Source organism: Bradyrhizobium sp. MI1.7 (genome assembly GCF_055811795.1).
Genome location: NZ_JBVVPO010000009.1, coordinates 91,260 through 112,144, shown reverse-complemented (window position 1 = coordinate 112,144; position 20,885 = coordinate 91,260). Strand labels below are relative to the sequence as shown.

Annotated in this window: 20 protein-coding genes; 14 read left to right on the top strand and 6 right to left on the bottom strand. The window is 64.1% G+C overall.

The window, feature by feature from the left end:
- Positions 1-2: 2 nt before the first annotated feature.
- The 6 genes from AC0L3X_RS11870 to pnp all read left to right on the top strand — a co-directional run bounded on the left by AC0L3X_RS11870 (position 3) and on the right by pnp (position 7,974).
- On the top strand, positions 3-686 hold the full coding sequence (locus AC0L3X_RS11870; RefSeq protein ID WP_354131701.1) for an RNA-binding protein: 684 nt from the start codon (positions 3-5) through the stop codon (positions 684-686).
- A 72-nt stretch (positions 687-758) separates the two neighbouring features.
- A complete protein-coding gene (gene infB, locus AC0L3X_RS11865; RefSeq protein ID WP_063980139.1) occupies positions 759-3,467 on the top strand; it encodes a translation initiation factor IF-2 in 2,709 nt (902 codons plus the stop codon).
- Between the two features lie 156 nt (positions 3,468-3,623).
- Entirely contained in the window at positions 3,624-4,055 is a 432-nt protein-coding gene (gene rbfA, locus AC0L3X_RS11860; protein WP_063980140.1) for a 30S ribosome-binding factor RbfA, read from the top strand.
- Positions 4,052-5,170: a tRNA pseudouridine(55) synthase TruB gene (gene truB, locus AC0L3X_RS11855; protein WP_063980141.1), complete on the top strand. Its 1,119-nt coding sequence runs from the start codon at positions 4,052-4,054 to the stop codon at positions 5,168-5,170. The genes rbfA and truB overlap by 4 nt, the downstream gene beginning before the upstream one ends.
- A 2-nt stretch (positions 5,171-5,172) precedes the next feature.
- Positions 5,173-5,442, top strand: coding sequence for a 30S ribosomal protein S15 (gene rpsO / locus AC0L3X_RS11850; protein WP_008131787.1), 270 nt, complete (start codon positions 5,173-5,175; stop codon positions 5,440-5,442).
- Between the two features lie 375 nt (positions 5,443-5,817).
- Positions 5,818-7,974, top strand: coding sequence for a polyribonucleotide nucleotidyltransferase (pnp, locus tag AC0L3X_RS11845; protein ID WP_231143729.1), 2,157 nt, complete (start codon positions 5,818-5,820; stop codon positions 7,972-7,974).
- 76 nt (positions 7,975-8,050) lie between these two features.
- Here the strand turns inward: pnp and katG are convergent, their stop codons facing one another.
- Entirely contained in the window at positions 8,051-10,216 is a 2,166-nt protein-coding gene (katG, locus tag AC0L3X_RS11840; protein ID WP_283017889.1) for a catalase/peroxidase HPI, read from the bottom strand.
- Between the two features lie 114 nt (positions 10,217-10,330).
- On the opposite strand from katG, the gene AC0L3X_RS11835 reads away from it, so the two are divergent.
- The 6 genes from AC0L3X_RS11835 to AC0L3X_RS11810 all read left to right on the top strand — a co-directional run bounded on the left by AC0L3X_RS11835 (position 10,331) and on the right by AC0L3X_RS11810 (position 14,254).
- Positions 10,331-11,257, top strand: a complete 927-nt coding sequence (locus tag AC0L3X_RS11835) for a hydrogen peroxide-inducible genes activator (protein ID WP_028150571.1) — start codon at positions 10,331-10,333, stop codon at positions 11,255-11,257.
- Between the two features lie 76 nt (positions 11,258-11,333).
- Entirely contained in the window at positions 11,334-11,798 is a 465-nt protein-coding gene (locus AC0L3X_RS11830) for a GNAT family N-acetyltransferase (protein ID WP_063980144.1), read from the top strand.
- Positions 11,799-11,909: 111 nt separating this feature from the next.
- Positions 11,910-12,482 (top strand): hypothetical protein, encoded by a 573-nt coding sequence (locus AC0L3X_RS11825; RefSeq protein WP_245328511.1) that lies wholly within the window; start codon positions 11,910-11,912, stop codon positions 12,480-12,482.
- Positions 12,479-12,718 carry a hypothetical protein gene (locus tag AC0L3X_RS11820; RefSeq protein WP_245328512.1) on the top strand — a complete coding sequence of 80 codons (240 nt, stop codon included), beginning with the start codon at positions 12,479-12,481 and terminating at the stop codon, positions 12,716-12,718. The genes AC0L3X_RS11825 and AC0L3X_RS11820 overlap by 4 nt, the downstream gene beginning before the upstream one ends.
- Before the next feature lie 19 nt (positions 12,719-12,737).
- Entirely contained in the window at positions 12,738-13,541 is an 804-nt protein-coding gene (locus AC0L3X_RS11815) for a hypothetical protein (RefSeq protein WP_063980145.1), read from the top strand.
- A gap of 116 nt (positions 13,542-13,657) precedes the next feature.
- Positions 13,658-14,254: a glutathione S-transferase family protein gene (locus AC0L3X_RS11810; RefSeq protein WP_063980146.1), complete on the top strand. Its 597-nt coding sequence runs from the start codon at positions 13,658-13,660 to the stop codon at positions 14,252-14,254.
- 106 nt (positions 14,255-14,360) lie between these two features.
- Here the strand turns inward: AC0L3X_RS11810 and fabI are convergent, their stop codons facing one another.
- From fabI to fabA, 3 genes are all read right to left on the bottom strand, one after another.
- Entirely contained in the window at positions 14,361-15,161 is an 801-nt protein-coding gene (gene fabI, locus AC0L3X_RS11805; protein ID WP_231143732.1) for an enoyl-ACP reductase FabI, read from the bottom strand.
- A 138-nt stretch (positions 15,162-15,299) separates the two neighbouring features.
- Complete coding sequence (gene fabB / locus AC0L3X_RS11800; protein ID WP_063980148.1) at positions 15,300-16,523, bottom strand: beta-ketoacyl-ACP synthase I; 1,224 nt, start codon at positions 16,521-16,523, stop codon at positions 15,300-15,302.
- A gap of 40 nt (positions 16,524-16,563) precedes the next feature.
- A complete protein-coding gene (gene fabA / locus AC0L3X_RS11795; protein ID WP_063980149.1) occupies positions 16,564-17,085 on the bottom strand; it encodes a bifunctional 3-hydroxydecanoyl-ACP dehydratase/trans-2-decenoyl-ACP isomerase in 522 nt (173 codons plus the stop codon).
- Between the two features lie 352 nt (positions 17,086-17,437).
- Between fabA and irrA the strand changes: the two genes are divergently transcribed.
- Positions 17,438-17,929 carry an iron response transcriptional regulator IrrA gene (irrA, locus tag AC0L3X_RS11790; protein ID WP_063980150.1) on the top strand — a complete coding sequence of 164 codons (492 nt, stop codon included), beginning with the start codon at positions 17,438-17,440 and terminating at the stop codon, positions 17,927-17,929.
- A 154-nt stretch (positions 17,930-18,083) separates the two neighbouring features.
- On the opposite strand, the gene AC0L3X_RS11785 is transcribed toward irrA, so the two are convergent.
- Positions 18,084-18,614 (bottom strand): SH3 domain-containing protein, encoded by a 531-nt coding sequence (locus AC0L3X_RS11785; RefSeq protein ID WP_039155120.1) that lies wholly within the window; start codon positions 18,612-18,614, stop codon positions 18,084-18,086.
- A 312-nt stretch (positions 18,615-18,926) separates the two neighbouring features.
- Between AC0L3X_RS11785 and AC0L3X_RS11780 the strand changes: the two genes are divergently transcribed.
- A complete protein-coding gene (locus AC0L3X_RS11780) occupies positions 18,927-19,928 on the top strand; it encodes a 2-hydroxyacid dehydrogenase (protein WP_028149823.1) in 1,002 nt (333 codons plus the stop codon).
- Between the two features lie 3 nt (positions 19,929-19,931).
- Here the strand turns inward: AC0L3X_RS11780 and AC0L3X_RS11775 are convergent, their stop codons facing one another.
- Entirely contained in the window at positions 19,932-20,843 is a 912-nt protein-coding gene (locus AC0L3X_RS11775) for a LysR family transcriptional regulator (protein ID WP_063980151.1), read from the bottom strand.
- Positions 20,844-20,885 lie beyond the last annotated feature (42 nt).

Genomic DNA, 20,885 nt, shown 5'->3' with positions numbered 1-20,885 from the left:
GGATGCTCGCAGATACTGACCACGATCTCGACCATGGACCGCGGACCGAAAGGTCCGCGACCATGCGGATGTGCGCGGTCAGTCGCGAGGTCCGGCCGATCGACGAGCTGATCCGCTTCGTCATTTCGCCGCACGGCGACATAGTTCCCGATCTCAAGCGCAAGCTGCCCGGACGCGGCATGTGGGTCACCGCCTCGCGCGAGGTGGTTGCGGAAGCCGTGCGGCGTCACCAATTTAGCAAAGCCTTCAAGCGCGAGCTGCGCACTCCCCAGACGCTTCCCGCCGACATCGAGGCGCTCCTGGTTCGGAGTGTGACGGAAGCCCTTGGGATTGCCGCCAAGGCGGGCCAGATTGTGGCCGGCTTCGGCAAGGTCGAAAGCGCCCTGCGGGAAGGCACGGCCGAGGTCCTGATCCATGCCAGCGACGGGGCCGCGGACGGAATCCGCAAATTGGACATGCTGGCACGTCAAAATGACGGGAATCGCGGCGCCAAGCCGCAGATTCCCGTCGTCACTGCGTTGAAATCGATAGAATTGGATTTGGCACTTACCCGGTCAAATGTGATACATGCTGCCCTGCTCGCGGGCCCGGCGAGCAAGTCATTCCTGTCACGTAGCCAGATGCTGGTCCGATACCGGATGGCGGACGATGACAAGACTGCCGAAAAGCCCGGCCAGGATTTCTGAGAGACAACGACGACCCGATAGGACGGTGCGGCAACGCACAACGTTAACAAAGATCAGGATTAGGACTGCTGAATGGTTGATACCAAGACCCCTGACGACAAGAAGCTGAGCGTTCCGAGCAAGACGCTATCGCTCAAGCCGCGCGTCGAAACGGGCACTGTGCGTCAGAGCTTCAGCCATGGCCGCAGCAAGCAGGTCGTGGTCGAGAAGCGCGGCAAGCGCCGCGTCGACGGCAGCCCCGAACCGCAAGCTCCCGCGGTTGTTGCAAAGCCGGCACCGGCCGCGCCTGCTCCCGCTCCGGCACGCCCGGCTCCGCCGCGCAACGCCGGCTCCGGCGTGGTGCTGCGCACGCTGACCGAGGACGAACGTTCCGCCCGCGCCAGCGCGCTGGCCGACGCCAAGGTGCGCGAAGTCGAAGAGCGCCGCCAGGCCGAAGACGAAGCCCAGCGCCGCGCTGTCCGCGAAGCCGCCGAACGCGTCGAGCGCGAAGCCGCCGAGGCCCGCCGCAAGGCCGAGGATGAGCGCCACCGCCACGAAGAGGAAGCCAAGCGCAAGGCCGAAACCGAGGCCAAGAAGCGTTTTGGCGAAGGCGAACAGCCGGCGTCAGCCGCGCGCCCTGCAACTGCCGCCCCGGCCGCTCCCACGCCACGTCCTGGCGCGCCCGCAGCACGCCCCGGCACCACCACGACCACGGCACGCCCGGGAACAACCACCGCGCGCCCTGGAACGACCACCGCGAGGCCGGGAGGCGGCCCGTTGGGTCGCGCTCCCGCGGTCGCAGCCGGACCGGACGAGGACGATGGTCCGCGCCAGATCCGTCGCGGTCCCGGCGGCGCCGCGCGTCCTGTGGTAGCCCCCAAGCCCACCCACAAACCCGGCCCGCAGAAGGAGCGCGGTCGCCTGACGGTCGTGACCGCATTCAATGCCGACGACGTGCGCGAGCGCTCGATCGCCTCGTTCCGCCGCCGCACTCAGCGCCTGAAGGGCCATGCCGCGAACGAGCCGAAGGAAAAGCTCATCCGCGAGGTGGTCATTCCGGAAGCGATCACCATCCAGGAGCTCGCCAACCGCATGGCCGAGCGCGCGGTGGAAATCATCCGCATGCTGATGAAGCAGGGCGCGATTCACAAGATCACCGACGTGATCGACGCCGACACTGCGCAGCTGATCGCCGAAGAGCTTGGTCACACCGTCAAGCGCGTTGCCGCGTCCGACGTTGAAGAAGGCCTGTTCGACGCCACCGACGATTCCACCGACACCGAGACGCGTTCGCCCGTCGTGACCGTGATGGGTCACGTCGACCACGGCAAGACCTCGCTGCTCGACGCGCTCCGCCATGCCAACGTCGTCTCCGGCGAAGCCGGCGGCATCACCCAGCATATCGGCGCCTATCAGGTGCTGTCGCCCGAAAGCGGCAAGAAGATCACCTTCATCGACACGCCCGGCCACGCCGCGTTCACCGCGATGCGCGCCCGCGGCGCCAAGGTGACCGACATCGTCGTGCTGGTGGTTGCTGCCGATGACGGCGTCATGCCGCAGACGATCGAAGCCATCAACCACGCCAAGGCGGCGCGGGTCCCGATCATCGTTGCCATCAACAAGATCGACAAGCCCGATGCGAAGCCCGAGCGCGTGCGCACCGAGCTGCTCCAGCACGAGGTGCAGGTCGAATCCTTCGGCGGCGAAGTCGTCGACGTCGAAGTGTCAGCCAAGAACAAGACCAATCTCGACAAGCTGCTCGAGATGATCGCGCTCCAGGCCGACATCCTCGACCTGAAGACCAATTCGGAGCGTCCGGCCGAAGGCACCGTGATCGAAGCCAAGCTCGATCGCGGCCGTGGCCCGGTCGCGACCGTGCTGGTCCAGCGCGGCACGCTTCGTGTCGGTGACATCATTGTCGCCGGCGCCGAGATGGGCCGCGTCCGCGCGCTGATCTCGGATCAGGGCGAGACGGTGCATGAGGCCGGTCCTTCGGTTCCGGTCGAGGTGCTCGGCTTCAACGGTCCGCCGGAGGCCGGCGATCGTCTCGCGGTGGTCGAGAACGAAGCCCGCGCCCGCCAGGTCACCAGCTATCGCGCGCACCAGAAGCGCGAGAACGCGGCTGCCTCGATCTCCGGCATGCGCGGCTCGCTCGAGCAGATGATGTCGCAATTGAAGACGGCGGGCCGCAAGGAATTCCCGCTGATCATCAAGGCCGACGTGCAAGGCTCGCTGGAAGCGATCCTCGGCTCGCTGGAGAAGCTCGGCACCGATGAAGTCGCAGCCCGCATCCTGCATGCCGGCGTCGGCGGCATCTCGGAATCGGACGTGACGCTCGCGGAAGGCTTCAACGCCGCGATCATCGGCTTCTCGGTTCGTGCCAACAAGGAGGCGGCTGCGGCCGCCAAGCGCAACGGCATCGAGATCCGCTACTACAACATCATCTACGACCTCGTGGACGACGTGAAGAAGGCGATGAGCGGCCTGCTCGCGCCGACCCTGCGTGAAACCATGCTGGGCAATGCCGCGATCCTGGAGATCTTCAACATCTCCAAGGTCGGCAAGGTTGCCGGCTGCCGCGTCACCGACGGCACCGTGGAACGCGGCGCCAATGTGCGCCTGATCCGCGACAACGTCGTCGTGCACGAAGGCAAGCTGTCGACGCTGAAGCGCTTCAAGGACGAAGTGAAGGAAGTCCAGTCCGGTCAGGAGTGCGGCATGGCCTTCGAGAACTACCACGACATGCGTGCCGGTGACGTGATCGAGTGTTATCGCGTGGAGACGATCCAGCGCTCCCTGTAAGTCCAAATCTTACCGAAGCGCCCGGATCTTTTTGAGCTGAAATTGCGGGAGTGCGATGGCCGGATTTATTCCGGCCATCCGCGCCGCATTCGTTTCAACAGGACAAATGACAATGCTCGTGTCCCAAACGCGGGCACGACGAGGTGATTTTCAACCATGCCCCGCCACCATCAGAAGAAAAGTTCCGCGCCGGGCGGCTCGCAACGCCAGTTGCGTGTCGGCGAGCAGGTTCGCCACGCGATGGCCGAGATTCTGGCGCAAGGCAATGTGCATGATGTGGACCTCGAAGGTCACATCATCACCGTGCCGGAGGTTCGGATGTCGCCCGACCTGAAGCTCGCAACGGTTTACGTGATGCCGCTCGGTGGCCGCGACACCGAGGTCATCATCGCTGCGCTCGAGCGCAACAAGAAATTCCTGCGCGGCGAAGTCGCGCGGCGCGTTAACCTGAAATTTGCACCTGACCTTCGTTTCCGCGTCGACGAACGATTCGACGAAGCGGAACGGATCGAGAAGCTTTTGCGAACACCTGCGGTGCAGAAGGACCTGGAACAGGATCCGGATTCGGATCGGGAAGAAGAGCGATGACGATGGACCCGGCTCACGGCACGATCGGCGGCGAAGAGACCGATCAGCGCGACGTGCAGAAAAATAATTTTGCGGATCTCGGCGGCGATTCGCAGCCGCATCAGGAGCCGCGCCGCGTCAACAACGATCCCCGCGCCAACAAGCAGAAGGGCAACCAGCCGCGCCGCGACCGCCGCGACGTCCATGGCTGGGTCGTGCTCGACAAGCCGATCGGCATGACCTCGACGCAAGCCGTCGCCGTGCTCAAGCGCCTGTTCAACGCCAAGCGCGCGGGACACGCCGGCACGCTCGACCCGCTCGCCTCCGGCGGCCTGCCGATTGCGCTCGGCGAGGCCACCAAGACCGTTCCCTTCGTGATGGACGGCCGCAAGCGCTACCAGTTCACCGTGTGCTGGGGCGAGGAGCGCGACACCGATGATATCGAGGGCCGGGTCACCGCGACCTCCGACCAGCGCCCGACCCAGGAGGCCATCCTGGCCCTGCTGCCCCGCTTCACCGGGGTGATCGAGCAGATCCCGCCGCGCTATTCCGCGATCAAGGTCCAGGGCGAGCGCGCCTACGACCTCGCCCGCGACGGCGAGGTTGTGGAACTGGCCCCCCGTCCCGTCGAAATTCATCATTTAACCCTTGTGGATCAACCGGATAGCGACCGGGCAGTGTTCGAGGCGGAGTGCGGCAAGGGCACCTATGTCCGGGCGCTGGCCCGCGATATGGGCCGGATTCTCGGCACTTACGGCCACATCTGCGCGCTGCGGCGGACCCTGGTCGGCCCATTTGACGAGAACGACATGATTCCGCTGGATCAGTTGGAGGCTTTATGCGATAGAGCCGCGTCCGGCGAGGGCAGCCTCGCCGACGCGCTTATGCCCGTTGAGACCGCGCTGGACGACATCCCGGCACTGGCCGTCACTCGGGCTGATGCGGCAAGGCTCCATCGGGGCCAGGCCGTTTTATTGCGCGGACGGGATGCGCCCACTAGTAGCGGCACAGTCTATGTCACGGTGGCAGGCCGTCTATTGGCGCTTGCTGAAGTCGGCAACGGCGAAATCATCCCCAAGCGTGTGTTCAACCTGACCGGTCTGACTGCCAGCACCGGTCGCAACGAGAGAAATTGACGATGTCGATTGCCGCAGAACGCAAAGCGGAAGTCATCAAGACGAATGCCAACAAGGCCGGCGACACCGGCTCGCCGGAGGTTCAGGTCGCGATCCTGTCGGAACGCATCAACAACCTCACCAACCATTTCAAGACCCACGTGAAGGACAACCATTCGCGTCGCGGCCTCTTGAAGCTGGTTTCGACCCGCCGCTCGCTGCTCGACTACCTCAAGAAGAGGGACGAGGCGCGTTACAAGGCGCTGCTCGAGAAGCACAACATTCGTCGTTAAGTGTTCCTGCGCGCGCCACTGGCGCGCGTTTTCGTGCGCGGTTTCGAGCGAAAGCGTTTGTTTAAAGGTTTTTGATCGAGGCTGCGTGCGCGTCGGGTGCGAGCCGTTGACGGCTAGCACCCGGGCACGATGGGCGAGGACCGCAATCCGGTGTTCGCGTTCGTGCCGACTGACAGTCCAGCAGCAATCCGGCGGCTGGGCACAACGGGCAAGGCGCCCGTATGACCCGAAAGGATGGACGCCATCCGAAATCCGAAAACCATGGCAGGATCGCAGGACGCTGATCGCCCGCTTCGATCAACGTCCCGCAATCTTGCGCATGGTTTTTGTTTTTCGGGCCGTCCTTCTTTCGAGAACCCATGAAAGAAGACATCTATGTTCAATAAGCATTCAGTCGAGATCGACTGGGGTGGACGCCCTCTCAAGCTTGAAACCGGCAAGATCGCGCGTCAGGCCGACGGTGCCGTCGTCGCCACCTATGGCGAGACCGTGGTGCTCGCCACCGTCGTCGCGGCGAAGGCGCCGCGCGAAGGCGTCGACTTCCTGCCGCTGACGGTCGACTACCAGGAGAAGACCTACGCAGCCGGCCGCATTCCCGGCGGCTATTTCAAGCGCGAGGGTCGTCCGACCGAGAAGGAGACGCTGGTCTCCCGCCTGATCGACCGTCCGATCCGTCCGCTGTTCGTCGACGGCTGGCGCAACGAGACCCAGGTGATCGTCACCGTGCTGTCGCACGACATGGAGAACGATCCCGATATCGTGGCGCTGGTGGCCTCATCGGCTGCGCTGACCCTGTCCGGCGCGCCCTTCAAGGGCCCGATCGGCGCAGCGCGCGTCGGCTTCGCCAATGACGAGTTCATTCTCAACCCGACGCTCGACGAGATGGTCGACACCCAGCTCGACCTCGTCGTCGCCGGCACGGCCGACGCCGTGCTGATGGTGGAATCGGAAGCCAAGGAGCTCAACGAGGACATCATGCTCGGCGCCGTGATGTTCGGTCACCGCCACTTCCAGCCGGTGATTAACGCCATCATCGAGCTCGCCGAGAAGGCCGCCAAGGAACCGCGCGAAGTCACGGTGATCGACAATTCGGCGCTCGAGAAGGAAATGCTCGGCCTCGTCGAGCAGGAGCTGCGCGCCGCCTACGCCATTCCGGTCAAGCAGGATCGCTACGCCGCGGTCGGCAAGGTCAAGGAAAAGGTGATCGCCCATTACTTCCCCGAAGGGCAGGAGCCGAAATACGACAAGCTGCGCGTCTCCGGCGTGTTCAAGGAGCTGGAAGCCAAGATCGTTCGCTGGAACATTCTCGACACCGGCAAGCGCATCGACGGCCGCGATAGCAAGACCGTGCGCAACATCATCGCCGAAGTCGGCGTGCTGCCCCGCGCCCACGGCTCGGCGCTGTTCACCCGCGGCGAAACCCAGGCGCTGGTCGTGACCACGCTCGGCACCGGCGAGGACGAGCAGTATATCGACGCGCTGTCCGGAACGTACAAAGAGACGTTCCTGCTGCACTACAACTTCCCTCCCTATTCGGTCGGTGAGACCGGTCGCCTCGGCGGCACCAAGCGCCGCGAGATCGGCCACGGCAAGCTGGCCTGGCGCGCGATCCACCCGGTGCTGCCGCCGCATCACGAGTTCCCCTACACCACGCGCGTGGTGTCGGAGATCACCGAGTCGAACGGCTCGTCCTCGATGGCTTCGGTCTGCGGCGCTTCGCTGGCGCTGATGGATGCCGGCGTGCCGTTGAAGCGGCCGACCGCGGGTATCGCGATGGGCCTGATCCTCGAGGACAAGCGCTTCGCGGTGCTCTCGGACATCCTCGGTGACGAGGACCATCTCGGCGACATGGACTTCAAGGTCGCCGGTACCGAGCAAGGCATCACCTCGCTCCAGATGGACATCAAGATCGAGGGCATCACCGAAGAGATCATGAAGGTGGCGCTCGGTCAGGCCAAGGATGGCCGTATCCACATCCTCGGTGAAATGGCCAAGGCGCTCACCAACGCCCGCGCCGAGCTCGGCGAGTACGCGCCGCGCATCGAGACCTTCAAGATCGCCACCGACAAGATCCGCGAAGTGATCGGCACCGGCGGCAAGGTGATCCGCGAGATCGTCGAGAAGACCGGCGCCAAAGTCAACATCGAGGACGACGGCACCGTGAAGGTCGCCTCCTCCGATGGCGAGGCGATGAAGGCCGCGATCAAGTGGATCAAGTCGATCGCCTCCGATCCGGAAGTCGGCCAGATCTATGACGGCACCGTCGTCAAGGTGATGGAGTTCGGCGCCTTCGTGAACTTCTTCGGTTCCAAGGACGGCCTCGTCCACATCAGCCAGCTCGCTTCGGCGCGCGTGCAGAAGACCTCCGACGTCGTCAAGGAAGGCGACAAGGTCAAGGTCAAGCTGCTCGGCTTCGACGACCGCGGCAAGACCCGGCTGTCGATGAAGGTGGTCGACCAGACCACCGGCGAAGACCTCGAAGGCAAGGGCGGCGACGGCGAGAAGACCCCGCGCGAAGCCGCCGGCGAGTAATCGATCCGCACATCAGAAACACGAAGGGCGGCCTCGCGGCCGCCCTTTTTGTTTGTCGCTTGCTTAAGCCCGGGGATCAGGCCGCGAGGTCGTACCGGTCGAGGTTCATCACCTTGGTCCAGGCCTTGGCGAAGTCCTGCACGAACTGCTGCTTGGCGTCCGACGAGGCATAGACCTCGGCGAAGGCGCGGAGCTGCGAGTGCGCACCGAAGATCAGGTCGGCGCGCGTGCCGGTCCACTTCACCGCGTTGGTCTTGCGGTCGCGGGCCTCGTAGGTGCCGTCAGCCGCCGGCGTCCACTGCGCGCTCATGTCGAGCAGGTTGATGAAGAAGTCGTTGCTCAGCGTTCCGACCTTCGAGGTCAAGACGCCGTGCTTCGAACCGCCCGCATTGGCGCCGAGCACACGCAGACCGCCGACGAGCGCGGTCAGCTCGGGACCGGACAGCTTCAGCAGCTGCGCGCGATCGACAAGAGCTTCCTCCTGCTGCAGGAACTGATGCTTCTTGCCGACGTAGTTGCGGAAGCCATCGGCCCGCGGCTCCAGCGGGGCGAAGGATTCCGCGTCGGTCTGCTCCTGCGAAGCATCCATGCGGCCCGGCGTGAAGCCAAGCTTCACGTCAACGCCGGCATCCTTCGCGGCCTTCTCGACCGCGGCAGAACCGCCGAGGACGATGAGGTCGGCGAGCGAGACCTTCTTCGCACCTGCCGATGCGTTGAAGTCCTTCTGGATCGCTTCGAGCTTGCCGAGAACCTTGGAGAGCTGAGCCGGCTGGTTCACCTCCCAATCCTTCTGCGGGGCCAGACGGATGCGCGCGCCGTTGGCGCCGCCGCGCTTGTCGGAGCCGCGGAACGTCGAAGCCGACGCCCAGGCGGTCGAGACCAGCTCGGAGACCGAGAGGCCCGAAGCCAGTATCTTGGTCTTCAGCGCAGCGATGTCCTGGTCGCCGACCAGCTCGTGGTTCACCTTCGGAATCGGATCCTGCCAGATCAGCGTTTCCTTCGGCACCAGCGGGCCGAGATAGCGCTGGATCGGACCCATATCGCGGTGGGTGAGCTTGAACCAGGCGCGGGCAAAGGCGTCCGCGAACTGATCCGGGTTTTCGAAGAAGCGACGCGAGATCTTCTCGTAGGCCGGATCGAGACGCAGCGAGAGGTCGGTCGTCAGCATCGTCGGCCGGTGCTTCTTCGACTTGTCGAAGGCATCAGGAATGATCGCGTCGGCACCCTTAGCCGTCCACTGATTCGCACCGCCTGGGCTCTTCGTCAGCTCCCATTCGTACTTGAACAGGTTCTCGAAGAAGTTGTTGCTCCACTTCGTCGGCGTCGTCGTCCATGTCACCTCGATACCGCTGGTGATGGAATCGCCCGCCAGGCCGGAAGCGTACTTGCTCTTCCAGCCGAGGCCCTGATCCTCGAGCGCGCCCGCTTCCGGCTCCGGACCGACCAGCGACGGATCGCCCGCGCCGTGGGTCTTGCCGAAGGTGTGGCCGCCGGCGATCAGCGCGACGGTTTCCTCGTCGTTCATCGCCATGCGGGCGAACGTCTCGCGGATGTCCTTGGCCGCGGCGACCGGGTCAGGCTTGCCGTTCGGGCCTTCCGGATTGACGTAGATCAGGCCCATCTGCACCGCGCCGAGCGGCTCGGCGAGCTGGCGTTCGCCGCTGTAGCGCTCGTCGCCCAGCCACGTGCCTTCAGGACCCCAATAGAGCTCTTCCGGCTCCCACACGTCGGCGCGGCCGCCGGCGAAGCCGAAGGTCTTGAAGCCCATCGATTCCAGCGCGACGTTGCCGGCGAGCACCATCAGATCGGCCCAGGAGATCTTGCGGCCGTATTTCTGCTTGATCGGCCAGAGCAGACGGCGCGCCTTGTCGAGATTGGCGTTGTCAGGCCAGCTGTTCAGCGGTGCGAAACGCTGCTGACCGGCACCGGCGCCACCGCGGCCGTCCGTGGTGCGATAGGTGCCCGCGCTGTGCCAGGCCATGCGGATCATGAGGCCGCCATAGTGGCCGAAATCGGCAGGCCACCATTCCTGCGAGTCCGTCATCAGAGCCGTCAGGTCCTTGATGACGGCATTCAGGTCGAGCGACTTGAACTCCTTGGCATAGTCGAACTCCTTGCCCATCGGGTCGGACAGGGTCGAATTCTTGTGCAGCATCTCGATGCTGAGCTGGGTCGGCCACCAGTCGCGGTTCACGCGCGTGGGTTTTCCGCCCGAAAACGGGCACTTCGAAGTGTCATCCATGAATACCTCCTCTGGTGGCGTCGAACTCGCGCCTTTGACCAGGTAGAATTACTCTAGGCTTCGCATTCGATCAGGGGAAGTTGACTTTAATGATCGCTGCGATAGGATTTTCTGATGGCCAACGTGACGATGCGCCAGCTCAGATATTTCGACGCGCTGGCGCGTCACGGCCATTTCGGCCGCGCGGCGGAGGCAAGCTCGATCTCCCAGCCGGCCCTGTCGATGCAGATCAAGGAACTGGAGGAGGCGCTTGGCGGCCTGCTGCTGGAGCGCAGCGCCCGGCAGGTGGCGCTGACCCGGTTCGGCGAGGAGCTCGCACCGCGCGTCCGCGACATCCTGCGCTCGGTCGATGAGCTTGGCGATTTCGCGCGCGCCTCGCAGGACCGGTTTGCGGGCCGGCTGCGGATCGGCATGATCCCGACGATCGCGCCCTATCTGCTGCCGAAGATTACCAAGAATCTCACGCGCATGCATCCGGAGCTCGACATCCGCGTGCGCGAGACGATGACGCCGCGGCTGATCCAGGAACTGGTCGAAGGCCGGCTCGACACGGCCATCGTCGCACTGCCGGTGTCCGAGCCTTCGCTCACCGAAGTCGCGCTGTTCGACGAAAAATTCCTGCTGGTGCGGCCGGGCTCCGACGAAGGCACACCGGTGCCATCGCGCGAGATGATGCGCGAGATGCGGCTGCTGCTGCTTGAAGAAGGGCACTGCTTCCGCGATCAGGCGCTGTCGTTCTGCAACATGCAATCGGCGCCGCCGCGCGAGATGCTGGATGCGAATTCGCTGTCGACGCTGGTCCAGATGGTCAGCGCCGGAATCGGCGTCACCTTGATCCCGGAAATGGCGGTGTCGGTGGAGACGCGATCGGCCTCGGTCTCGCTGTCGCGCTTCCGCGATCCCGAGCCCTCGCGCACCATCGGCATGGTCTGGCGCAAGACCAGCCCGCTGGCGCGGCAGCTGCTGCAGATCTCCGAGGTGGTGTGCCTGTCGGCCGGCAAGGCGCGCCCGCGGCAAGCCACGCGCGGCCAACGTGGGTAGGCGGGAATTTTCCTGAATAGCCGGGATCATTCAAGCGAGCCCCGGCGCAAGGCGGCAGATCGAACTGAGAGCACCAATGTCTGATCCCGTCATCCGTCCCGCGCGCACCGACGAATATGACGAGATCGGCCGCGTCTGGATGGAAAGCTGGGCCTCGACCGGCCTCGCCGAGGCGAGCGAGTTCCTGCTGGCAAATCTGCGCGCACGCATCAGGCGCGAGATCGAGAACGGCTGGAGCCTGTTCGTCGCCGACGACAACGGCACGATCGCCGCCATGCTGGCGCTGCATCTGCCAAAACTCTATCTCGACATGCTTTTCGTCGGGCCCGCCTACCAGGGGCAATCGCTCGGACGGCAATTGCTCGCCTTCACCCGCACGGAAATGCCCGACGAGATGCACCTGCGCTGCGTGCGCGAGAACGAAAAAGCCTGGCGCTGGTACGAACGCGAAGGCTTTGTGTTCGAGAAGGAAGAGATCGAGCCGTCGAATGGGTTCGTGATGAAGTATTATCGGTGGAAGCGGCAGCGGCCCACCGAATAGACGGCGACCTCCGGGTGCAGCTTGCGGTTGTCGCGATCCCACCCTAGTGTGGCGCGTCCGATGACCTCCCGCCTCTGATCCTTGGAATCCATGTTTCGACTTGCTGCCCCGGTGCTCATCCTGCTGTCCTTCCTGACTTCGGCAGCAGCGCAAACCCCTCCCGCAACCACCGCTCCCGCCGCTCAGACCGCACCATCGGCAAAGCCGACAGCCAAGAAAGCGACGGCGAAGGCGACGCCGAAGCCTGCGGAGTCGGCGACTGCCGGTCCTTGCGGCGCCGGCGTGATTGCGGGGACCGGGGACATCTTCGTCGTCCAGAAGATCGGTTTGACCGTGTTCGGCAACGACTATGCCGAAGTCCCGGTATCCTGGGGCCTTGACGATCTTGTCTTTGCGCGGGTGCGGGCCGCAGCAGGCAACACGCCGGTGCGACGGATCACTTATGCCAAGGGTGCACTCGATTCCTGCTACCACCCCAAATCCGGCCTGTTTCGCAATCAGCGCGAGGAGCTGTCGAACCTGATCCGGCAGGTCGCGCCACTGCTGGTTGCGAACGCTATCTCGTCGTCATGCGCAGCGAAGGACAGCTTGACGGGACCAATCAGTCGCTCAGCGGCGTCGGCATCTTCAGCCGGGGTGTCGGTCTCATCTCATATGCATATGTCTTCTCCTATATCGGCGTGACGTGGGTCGACGGCCGCACCTTCGAAATCATGAAAGGCCCCGCCGTAACGTTCGAAGGTGTCATGAAGCATATGGCTGACAACTTCGTTTCGAACGAGCTTTTGCAGAAGGTGGACAAGTCCATGTTTCCGGAGACGGCCGCGGACTCCGCCAACAACACCGCCCTGCGCGACACCACCCGCGACTTTCTGACCAAACGGCTGGACAAGATCTTGCCGCCGTATTTCGCGCAATAAGGCGCGTTGGCGTACGACGATGAATCTGCTTGCCGGCGCATTGGTATCATACGCGCTGCTGTCGCCGACAGGCGGGCAGGTGCAACCGGCGCCAAAGCCGGAAGTGGTCAAGCCCGCGATCAGGAAACCGGCAGGCGTCAAGCCAAGCGGACCGGTTGAAAGCGGCCCGTGCCAAATCGGCGTGATACCGGTCGGCGGTGACCTATTCGTGGTCGAGAAGTTTGGGCCTTTCACGTTCATGGACAAACGTGCGCGGGTCTCGATTGCGGCGTGGGCACTCGACGACCTCGTCGTCTCGCGCGTTCGCGCCGCTGCGGCCGGCAGTTCCGTGAAGAGAATCCCCTACACCGTCGAAGAGCTCAAGTCCGGTGGTCGCGAAAAGCAGCATCCGTTTTTTTACAGCGCAGCGACCGACATCGGAAACTTCGTTCGCTTCCTCGCGCCCAAACTGCGGTGTGAGCGCTACATCGTCGTCCACCGGAATCACGGAACGCATCGGGAATCCGGCATCGGTATCTCACAATACCCTTACGGTGGGCCAGTCCATCTCTTCGCGATGATGTACATCCGGGTCTATGACGGTACCACCTTCGCGTTGATCAAGGAGGCACCCGCCTTGATGACCGAGGACACGTATGTAGAGCGCTTGCTGCACAATCCGCTCGGCGGTCCGTCAAGCGAGCTGGATCGCGCGATGTTTCCGGAGAAGCCGGCGGACGCAGTCAACAACCCGGTGCTGCGCGACGGGGTACGCACGATGCTGACGAAGAGTCTCGACAAGACGCTGCCGGCCCTGCTGCAACGTCCGTCGCCGTCACGTTGACCAAGATATCGCTCGCAGAACGGCGCATCCATCTAGGCATAGTGCGTTGCGCATCGGGCGCAAACACGCAATGAATCTGCCCTCGCCCGCCGTTACGCCAATGGAAAGTTCTCGCCATGATCAAGCTCTATTGGTCACCCCGCTCGCGCTCGTTCACGACGCTCTGGCTGATGGAAGAGAGCGGCCTGCCCTATGAGCGCGTGCTGACCGACATCTCGACCGGCGCGCAGAAGGCGCCGGATTTCCTCAAGGTCAATCCGATGGGCAAGGTGCCGGCGCTCGCCGACGGCGATGCCGCGCTCGGCGAGGCCGCCGCGATCTGCGCCTACATCGCCGACCGCTATCCCGAAGCGAAGCTCGCGCCCGCGGTAACCGATCCGCGTCGTGCGCGCTATTTGCAATGGCTGTTCTTTTCGCCTGGCTGCATCGAGCCTGCCATCATCCAGATCTTCACCAAGATCGAGATCCCGACCTCGACGGCGGCCTGGGGCAGCGCCACGCAGGTGTTCGACGTGCTGGAAGCTGCGCTCGCGAAGGGACCGTGGATCCTCGGCGAGGAATTTTCCGCCGCCGACATCACGGTCGGCTCCGGCCTGAATTTTGCGGTGCGCCTGTTCAAGATGGTGCCGTCCCGCCCGGCGTTCGATGCCTATCTCGCGCGCTGCATGGCGCGGCCGGCGTTCCAGCGTGCAGAGCAGATCGCCGCGGGATAAACCAACTCTCGTAGGGTGGGCAAAGCGGAGCGTGCCCACCACGTCTTTCTGCGGTCATGGAGAGATGGTGGGCACGGCGCTCTGCGCCTTTGCCCACCCTACGAAATCACTCTGACGCCTTCAGATCGTCCGGCCTTGGCATCAGGACGATGTTGTAGCCGGAATCGACATAGTGGATCTCGCCGGTCACGCCGCCGGAGAGATCCGACAACAGATACAGCGCCGAGCCGCCGAGCTCGTCGAGCGTGACGCCGCGGCGGAGCGGCGAATGTTTTTGCATGAAGCCGAACATCGCACGCGCCTCGCCGATGCCCGAGCCGGCGAGCGTACGGATGGGGCCTGCGGAGATGGCGTTGACGCGGATGCCGCGCGGTCCGAAATCGGAGGCGAGGTAGCGCACGGAGGCCTCCAGCGCCGCCTTGGCGACGCCCATCACGTTGTAGTTCGGCATCGCGCGCTCCGAGGCGCCGAAGGTCAGCGTGATCATGCTGCCGCCCTCCGTCATCAGCTCGGCGGCACGCTTTGCCACCTCCGTGAACGAGAAGCAGGAGATCACCATGGTGCGCGAAAAGTTCTCGCGGCTGGTGTCGGCGTAGCGGCCCTTCAGCTCGTTCTTGTCGGCAAAGCCGATGGCGTGGATGACGAAATCGAGCTTGCCCCATTTCTCGCGCAGCACGGCGAAGGTCGCATCAACGCTGGCAATGTCCTCGACGTCGCAAGGCAGCACCAATTCCACGCCGAGCTGCTCCGCCAACGGCTTGACGCGCTTGCCCAGTGCCTCGCCCTGGAAGGTGAAGGCAAGCTCGGCACCGTGGGCATGCAGCGCCTTCGCCATGCCCCAGGCGATCGAATGATCATTGGCGATGCCCATGATCAGACCGCGCTTGCCTTTCATCAGTCCTTCCATTGCCCAGCGGCTCCCATCATTCCGACGTCATCGCCCGCGCAGGCGGGCGATCCAGTATTCCAGAGACAGCAGTTATAGGCCGAGATGCCGCGGCGTACTGGATGCCCCGCTTTCGCGGAGCATGACAGAGTGCTGGGCTCACACATCCAGCCGGCTGAACACCAGCGTGGCGTTGGTGCCGCCGAAGCCGAAGGAGTTCGACAGCACGGTGCCGATCTTGACGTTGTCGATGCGCTTGCGCACGATCGGCATGTCGGCGAACACGGGATCGAGCTCCTGGATGTGAGCGCTCTCGCAGATGAAGCCGTTGTTCATCATGAGCAGCGAGTAGATCGCCTCCTGCACACCGGTCGCACCGAGCGAATGGCCGGTCAGCGCCTTGGTCGCCGAGATCGGCGGGCACTTCTCGCCGGCACCGAACACCCTGCGGAGCGCGTCGATCTCCGGCGGATCGCCTGCTGGCGTCGAGGTCGCGTGCGGATTGATGTAGTCGACCTTGGTCTTCACCGTCGACATCGCCATGCGCATGCAGCGCTCGGCGCCTTCACCGGAGGGCGCGACCATATCGTAACCGTCCGACGTCGCGCCGTAGCCGACGATCTCGCCGTAAATGCGCGCGCCGCGCGCCTTGGCATGTTCGAGCTCTTCCAGCACCAGCACGCCGGCGCCGCCGGCAATCACGAAGCCGTCGCGGTTGACGTCATAGGGACGCGAGGCGGTGGCGGGCGTATCGTTGTACTTCGACGACATCGCGCCCATGGCGTCGAACAGCACCGAGAGGGACCAGTCCAGCTCCTCGCAGCCGCCGGCGAAAATGATGTCCTGCTTGCCGATCTGGATCGTCTCATAGGCGTTGCCGACGCAATGGTTCGACGTCGCGCAGGCCGAGGAGATCGAATAGTTCACGCCCTTGATCTTGAACCACGTCGCGAGCGTCGCGGAGGCCGTGGACGACATCGCCTTCGGCACGGCAAACGGTCCGACGCGCTTCGGCCCCTTGGTGCGGGTGATGTCGGCGGATTCGACGATAGTGCGGGCCGACGGGCCGCCGGAACCCATGATGATGCCGGTGCGGATGTTGGAGATTTCTTCGGGCGACAGACCGGAGTCCTGGATCGCCTGCTCCATCGCGATGTGATTCCACCCCGCGCCCTGGCCGAGGAAGCGCATCGCACGCCGGTCGACAACCGTCGCGGGATCGATCGTCGGCGCACCTTGCACCTGCGAACGGAAGCCGAGTTCGGCATATTTTTCAGCCCGCGTAATGCCTGACTTCGCCTCGTGAAGGCTCGCAAGCACTTCCTGGGTGTTGTTTCCGATGGACGAGACGATACCCATCCCGGTGACCACAACCCGCCTCATGACAGCCTCGCCTAAATCATTGTCTTTCTTGGTGATGCGCTCAGCCCAGGCTCACGCCCTGCTTGAACAGGCCGACCTTCAGATCCTTCGCGCGATAGATAATCTGGTCATCGACCGAAAGCCATCCGTCGGCGATGCCGAGCACCAGCTTTGAACGCATCACGCGCTTGATATCGATGTTGTACACAACCTTACGGGCCTCGGGCAGCACCTGGCCGCTGAACTTCAGCTCGTTCAGGCCAAGCGCGCGGCCACGCCCTTCACCGCCGCTCCAGCCCAAATAAAAGCCGACCATCTGCCACAGCGCATCGAGGCCGAGGCAGCCGGGCATGACCGGGTCGTTCTTGAAGTGGCAGCCGAAGAACCAGAGGTCGGGCTTCACGTCGAGCTCGGCCCGCACCATTCCCTTGCCGAACTCGCCGCCATTGTCGTTGATTTCCGCGATGCGGTCGAACATGAGCATCGGCGGCAGCGGCAGCTGGGCATTACCCGGGCCGAACATTTCGCCGCGGCCACATGCCAGCAGATCTTCGTATTCGTAGCCGTTGCGCCTGTTCAGCATGCGGAAGCCTCTGTTCAAATCCCGATTGAGCGGCGTTTCTGGCGAAAATGGGCCCCGTTTCGTTCGGAAAGCCGCGCCAATTCCCGTCATCAGGCGCGACTGCCACGAGCCAGGATGGACTGCGGGCCGGGCCTCAATGCCCGGCTGCGCCATAATCGGCCAAGCGGAACCGCGGGCTCTCTAACACAGGCATTTCGGGTGGCAAAGCGATCTCATGAAGGTAAAGTGACCACCTGCTCGCCCGGTTCCATTTCTCATTAGAACCTCTCTAGTTGCGAGAAACTTGCATCTGCATCTATCTGTCCATATATTGCATATAGATGCAGTGTCCACGCGTGCCCGAAATCTGGAAATGAGCGAGAATCCCGCGCCCCATCACGACGACGACGTCCATTCCGCCGCCCTCCTGTCCGGCCGCCAGCCGGCCTTGACCGGCTGCCCGTGGCACGACGTCAACGAAATGCTCCAGTCCGCGGGGCTTCGTCCGACGCGCCAGCGCATGGCGCTCGGCTGGCTCCTGTTCGGCAAGGGTGCTCGCCACCTCACGGCTGAAATGCTCTATGAGGAGGCGACGCTGGCCAAGGTGCCGGTGTCGCTCGCGACCGTCTACAACACGCTGAACCAGCTGACCGATGCCGGCCTGCTGCGCCAGGTCAGCGTCGACGGCACCAAGACCTATTTCGACACCAACGTCACCACCCACCACCATTATTACCTCGAGAACAGCCACGAGCTGGTCGATATCGAGGATCCGCATCTGGCACTGTCCAAGATGCCGGAGGTGCCCGAGGGTTACGAGATCGCGCGCATCGACATGGTCGTGCGCCTGCGCAAGAAGCGCTGAATATCCAACATTGTTGAGTTGATCGTCATGGCCGGGCTTGTCCCGGCCATTGCTATTTGCACGGTCATTCCTGAATGGTCCGAAGGACCAGGCCCGGAATCTCGAGATCCCGGGTTCGATGCTTGCGCATCGCCCCGGGATGACGCCTACGGCGTCAGTTGACCTGCTCGTCCGAATAGACGCCCCAGAGGCGCTCCTGCTGGATCCAGCCGTCAAAGCCGTTGCCGGTGACGCGACACCAGTTTGCAGTGCACTTCTTGACCTGCGTGACGACGCCGGCCTGGAGCTTGGCCGCAACCGCGCTGTCAGGATCGGCCCGGTCGTAGATCGGCGCGAGCTCGTCCTTGTGTTTCATGGTGACGACCGCGGTGCGGCGGCCCGACAGCAGCGAATGATAGACCCAGCCCTCGGCGCCTTCGGAATCGCGCACCCGGCGCCAGTTCTCGAACTCGGCGGTGATTTCGACCGGCAGGCCGGCGCGGGTGTAGACCCAGGCGACGTCATTGTCCTTGGTCGGGCCGGCGCGGACGTTCACGTGGTCCGATTTGAGGCTGACATAACGCGGCACCGGCAGGCCGCTCGCGGTCTGGGGGGTGCTGTCCTTCGCCGAATGGGAGGGGCTGACCGAGGCGCTCAACCAGGTGCAAACGAGCGCCATCACCGAACAAAAACGCCCCAACGCCATCAACCCGTCTCCTGTCGAGGGCCCCGCCGCGCCGGGCCCTCACCCTAAATTCCGAACCTGCCGCGCAAGCCCCTCGCCAGTGTTCCCGAAGCCTTAACCCGTGGTTCTTGTCTTGGCCCGGCCTTCTGCTAGAGAGGACGGACACTTGAACAACCAGTTTGCCCCGATTTTCCAGCCGGAAATGTCGGGAGAGCTTGAAGGAAGCGCCGGGGACGACACGGCAAAGGCAGTGTCGAACAACCGGGTTAATGAGGCCTCAACGGCCGGCCTTTGGTAACAGAGGCGGCTTGCGGCGCCTCATGAGGGCATGACATGTCGGTGAAGAAAAAGCCCCTCGTGGTGGTGACGCGCAAGCTGCCGGACTCGATCGAGACCCGGATGCGCGAGCTGTTCGACGCGCGGATCAATCTCGAGGACACACCGATGTCGGCCGAGCAGATCGCCGAGGCCGCGCGCACCGCCGACGTGCTGGTTCCGACCGTCACCGACCACATCACCGCCGACATCGTCAACCAGCCCGACTGCAAGCTCCGCCTGATCGCCAATTTCGGCAACGGCGTCGACAACATCGACGTCGAGGCCGCGCATGCCCGCGGCATCACCGTCACCAACACACCAAAAGTTCTGACCGAAGACACCGCCGACATGACCATGGCGCTGATCCTGGCGGTGCCGCGCCGGATGATCGAAGGCGCCTCGATCCTGACCGAAGGAAAGCCCTGGCCCGGCTGGTCGCCGACCTGGATGCTCGGCCACCGCATCGGCGGCAAGCGTCTCGGCATCATCGGCATGGGCCGCATCGGCCAGGCGGTCGCGCGCCGTGCCCGCGCCTTCGGCCTCCAGATCCACTATCACAACCGTCGCCCCGTGGCCCCGAAGATCGCCGAAGAGTTAGGGGCTACCTATTGGGAAAGCCTCGACCAGATGCTGGCGCGGATGGACATCATCTCGGTGAACTGTCCGCACACGCCGGCGACCTATCATCTGCTGTCGGCGCGGCGGCTGAAGCTGATCCGCAAGGACGCCTACATCGTCAACACCGCGCGCGGCGAGGTGACCGACGAGGACACGCTGATCAAGCTGATCGAGGGCGGCGAGATCGGCGGCGCGGGCCTCGACGTCTACGAGCACGAGCCCGCGGTCAATCCAAAGCTGGTGCGGCTCGCCAAGGCCGGCAAGGTGACGCTGCTGCCGCATATGGGCTCGGCCACGATCGAGGGCCGCGTCGAGATGGGCGAGAAGGTGATCATCAACATCCGCACCTTCCTCGACGCGCACAAGCCGCCGGACCGCGTACTGCCGAGCATGCTCTGAGGTTTATTTGCCGCGCGTTTCGCGCTTGCGCCAATCCGCGACGAAATCGATGAACGCGCGTAGCGCGGGCGGCGTCTGGCGCCGGCTCGGATAGTACAGGAACGGGCCCGGAAACGGCTCGCACCAATCTTCCATCAAGCTGACCAGCGCGCCGGACCTCACCGCGTCATGGACGTAGCCATCGAGCGTCGCCCAGATACCGGCGCCGTCGAGCGCAGCGCGCATGGCAAGGCCCATGTTGGTCGAGATCAGCTTTGCGGGCGGATCGACCTTCACGATCTGGCCAGCCTTCTCGAACTCCAGATCATGCATGACGCCGCTCGAGTAGCGGGCGCGGATGCAGTCATGGTCGAGCAGATCCTTCGGATGCTTCGGCGTGCCGCGGCGCGCGATGTACGCAGGCGATGCGACGACGACATAGGTCTGCGGACCGCTCAGCGGGATCGCCACCATGTCCTGCGCGAGGTGCTCGCCATAACGCACGCCGGCATCGTAGCCCGCGCTGACGATGTCGACGAAGCCGCTTTCGGAAACGATGTCGAGATCGACCTGCGGGTAGGTCGCGAGAAACGGCCCGACCATCGGCGCCAGCACGAGGTCCACCGCCGGCGGCGGCGCGTTGATGCGCAGGCGGCCCGAGGCCACCTCGCGCAAGCCGCGGACCTGATCCAGGGCATCGCCGACATCGCGCAGCGCCGGAGCGATGCGGGACAACAGCAGCTCGCCCGCCTCGGTCAGCGCGACGCTGCGGGTGGTGCGGTTCATCAGGCGGACGCCAAGGCGCTCCTCCAGATCCCGCAGCCGCTGGCTAAGGCTCGACACCGACACGCGAATTTCGACCGCCGCACGCCGGAAATTGCGGGTGCGGGCAACCGCCACGAAGACGTCGAGATCACGCAGATCGGGCTCGGTCATTGTTCGCTATGATGAACAAGCTATTCTGGATTGTCCAGCTTA

Excerpts from the sequence above, each read along its gene's own strand:
- AC0L3X_RS11870 (WP_354131701.1), top strand. The coding sequence starts at position 3 with ATGCTCGCAGATACTGACCACGATCTCGACCATGGACCGCGGACCGAA.
- infB (WP_063980139.1), top strand. The coding sequence starts at position 759 with ATGGTTGATACCAAGACCCCTGACGACAAGAAGCTGAGCGTTCCGAGC.
- rbfA (WP_063980140.1), top strand. The coding sequence starts at position 3,624 with ATGCCCCGCCACCATCAGAAGAAAAGTTCCGCGCCGGGCGGCTCGCAA.
- truB (WP_063980141.1), top strand. The coding sequence starts at position 4,052 with ATGACGATGGACCCGGCTCACGGCACGATCGGCGGCGAAGAGACCGAT.
- rpsO (WP_008131787.1), top strand. The coding sequence starts at position 5,173 with ATGTCGATTGCCGCAGAACGCAAAGCGGAAGTCATCAAGACGAATGCC.
- pnp (WP_231143729.1), top strand. The coding sequence starts at position 5,818 with ATGTTCAATAAGCATTCAGTCGAGATCGACTGGGGTGGACGCCCTCTC.
- katG (WP_283017889.1), bottom strand. The coding sequence starts at position 10,216 with ATGGATGACACTTCGAAGTGCCCGTTTTCGGGCGGAAAACCCACGCGC.
- AC0L3X_RS11835 (WP_028150571.1), top strand. The coding sequence starts at position 10,331 with ATGGCCAACGTGACGATGCGCCAGCTCAGATATTTCGACGCGCTGGCG.
- AC0L3X_RS11830 (WP_063980144.1), top strand. The coding sequence starts at position 11,334 with ATGTCTGATCCCGTCATCCGTCCCGCGCGCACCGACGAATATGACGAG.
- AC0L3X_RS11815 (WP_063980145.1), top strand. The coding sequence starts at position 12,738 with ATGAATCTGCTTGCCGGCGCATTGGTATCATACGCGCTGCTGTCGCCG.
- AC0L3X_RS11810 (WP_063980146.1), top strand. The coding sequence starts at position 13,658 with ATGATCAAGCTCTATTGGTCACCCCGCTCGCGCTCGTTCACGACGCTC.
- fabI (WP_231143732.1), bottom strand. The coding sequence starts at position 15,161 with ATGGAAGGACTGATGAAAGGCAAGCGCGGTCTGATCATGGGCATCGCC.
- fabB (WP_063980148.1), bottom strand. The coding sequence starts at position 16,523 with ATGAGGCGGGTTGTGGTCACCGGGATGGGTATCGTCTCGTCCATCGGA.
- fabA (WP_063980149.1), bottom strand. The coding sequence starts at position 17,085 with ATGCTGAACAGGCGCAACGGCTACGAATACGAAGATCTGCTGGCATGT.
- irrA (WP_063980150.1), top strand. The coding sequence starts at position 17,438 with ATGAGCGAGAATCCCGCGCCCCATCACGACGACGACGTCCATTCCGCC.
- AC0L3X_RS11785 (WP_039155120.1), bottom strand. The coding sequence starts at position 18,614 with ATGGCGTTGGGGCGTTTTTGTTCGGTGATGGCGCTCGTTTGCACCTGG.
- AC0L3X_RS11780 (WP_028149823.1), top strand. The coding sequence starts at position 18,927 with ATGTCGGTGAAGAAAAAGCCCCTCGTGGTGGTGACGCGCAAGCTGCCG.
- AC0L3X_RS11775 (WP_063980151.1), bottom strand. The coding sequence starts at position 20,843 with ATGACCGAGCCCGATCTGCGTGATCTCGACGTCTTCGTGGCGGTTGCC.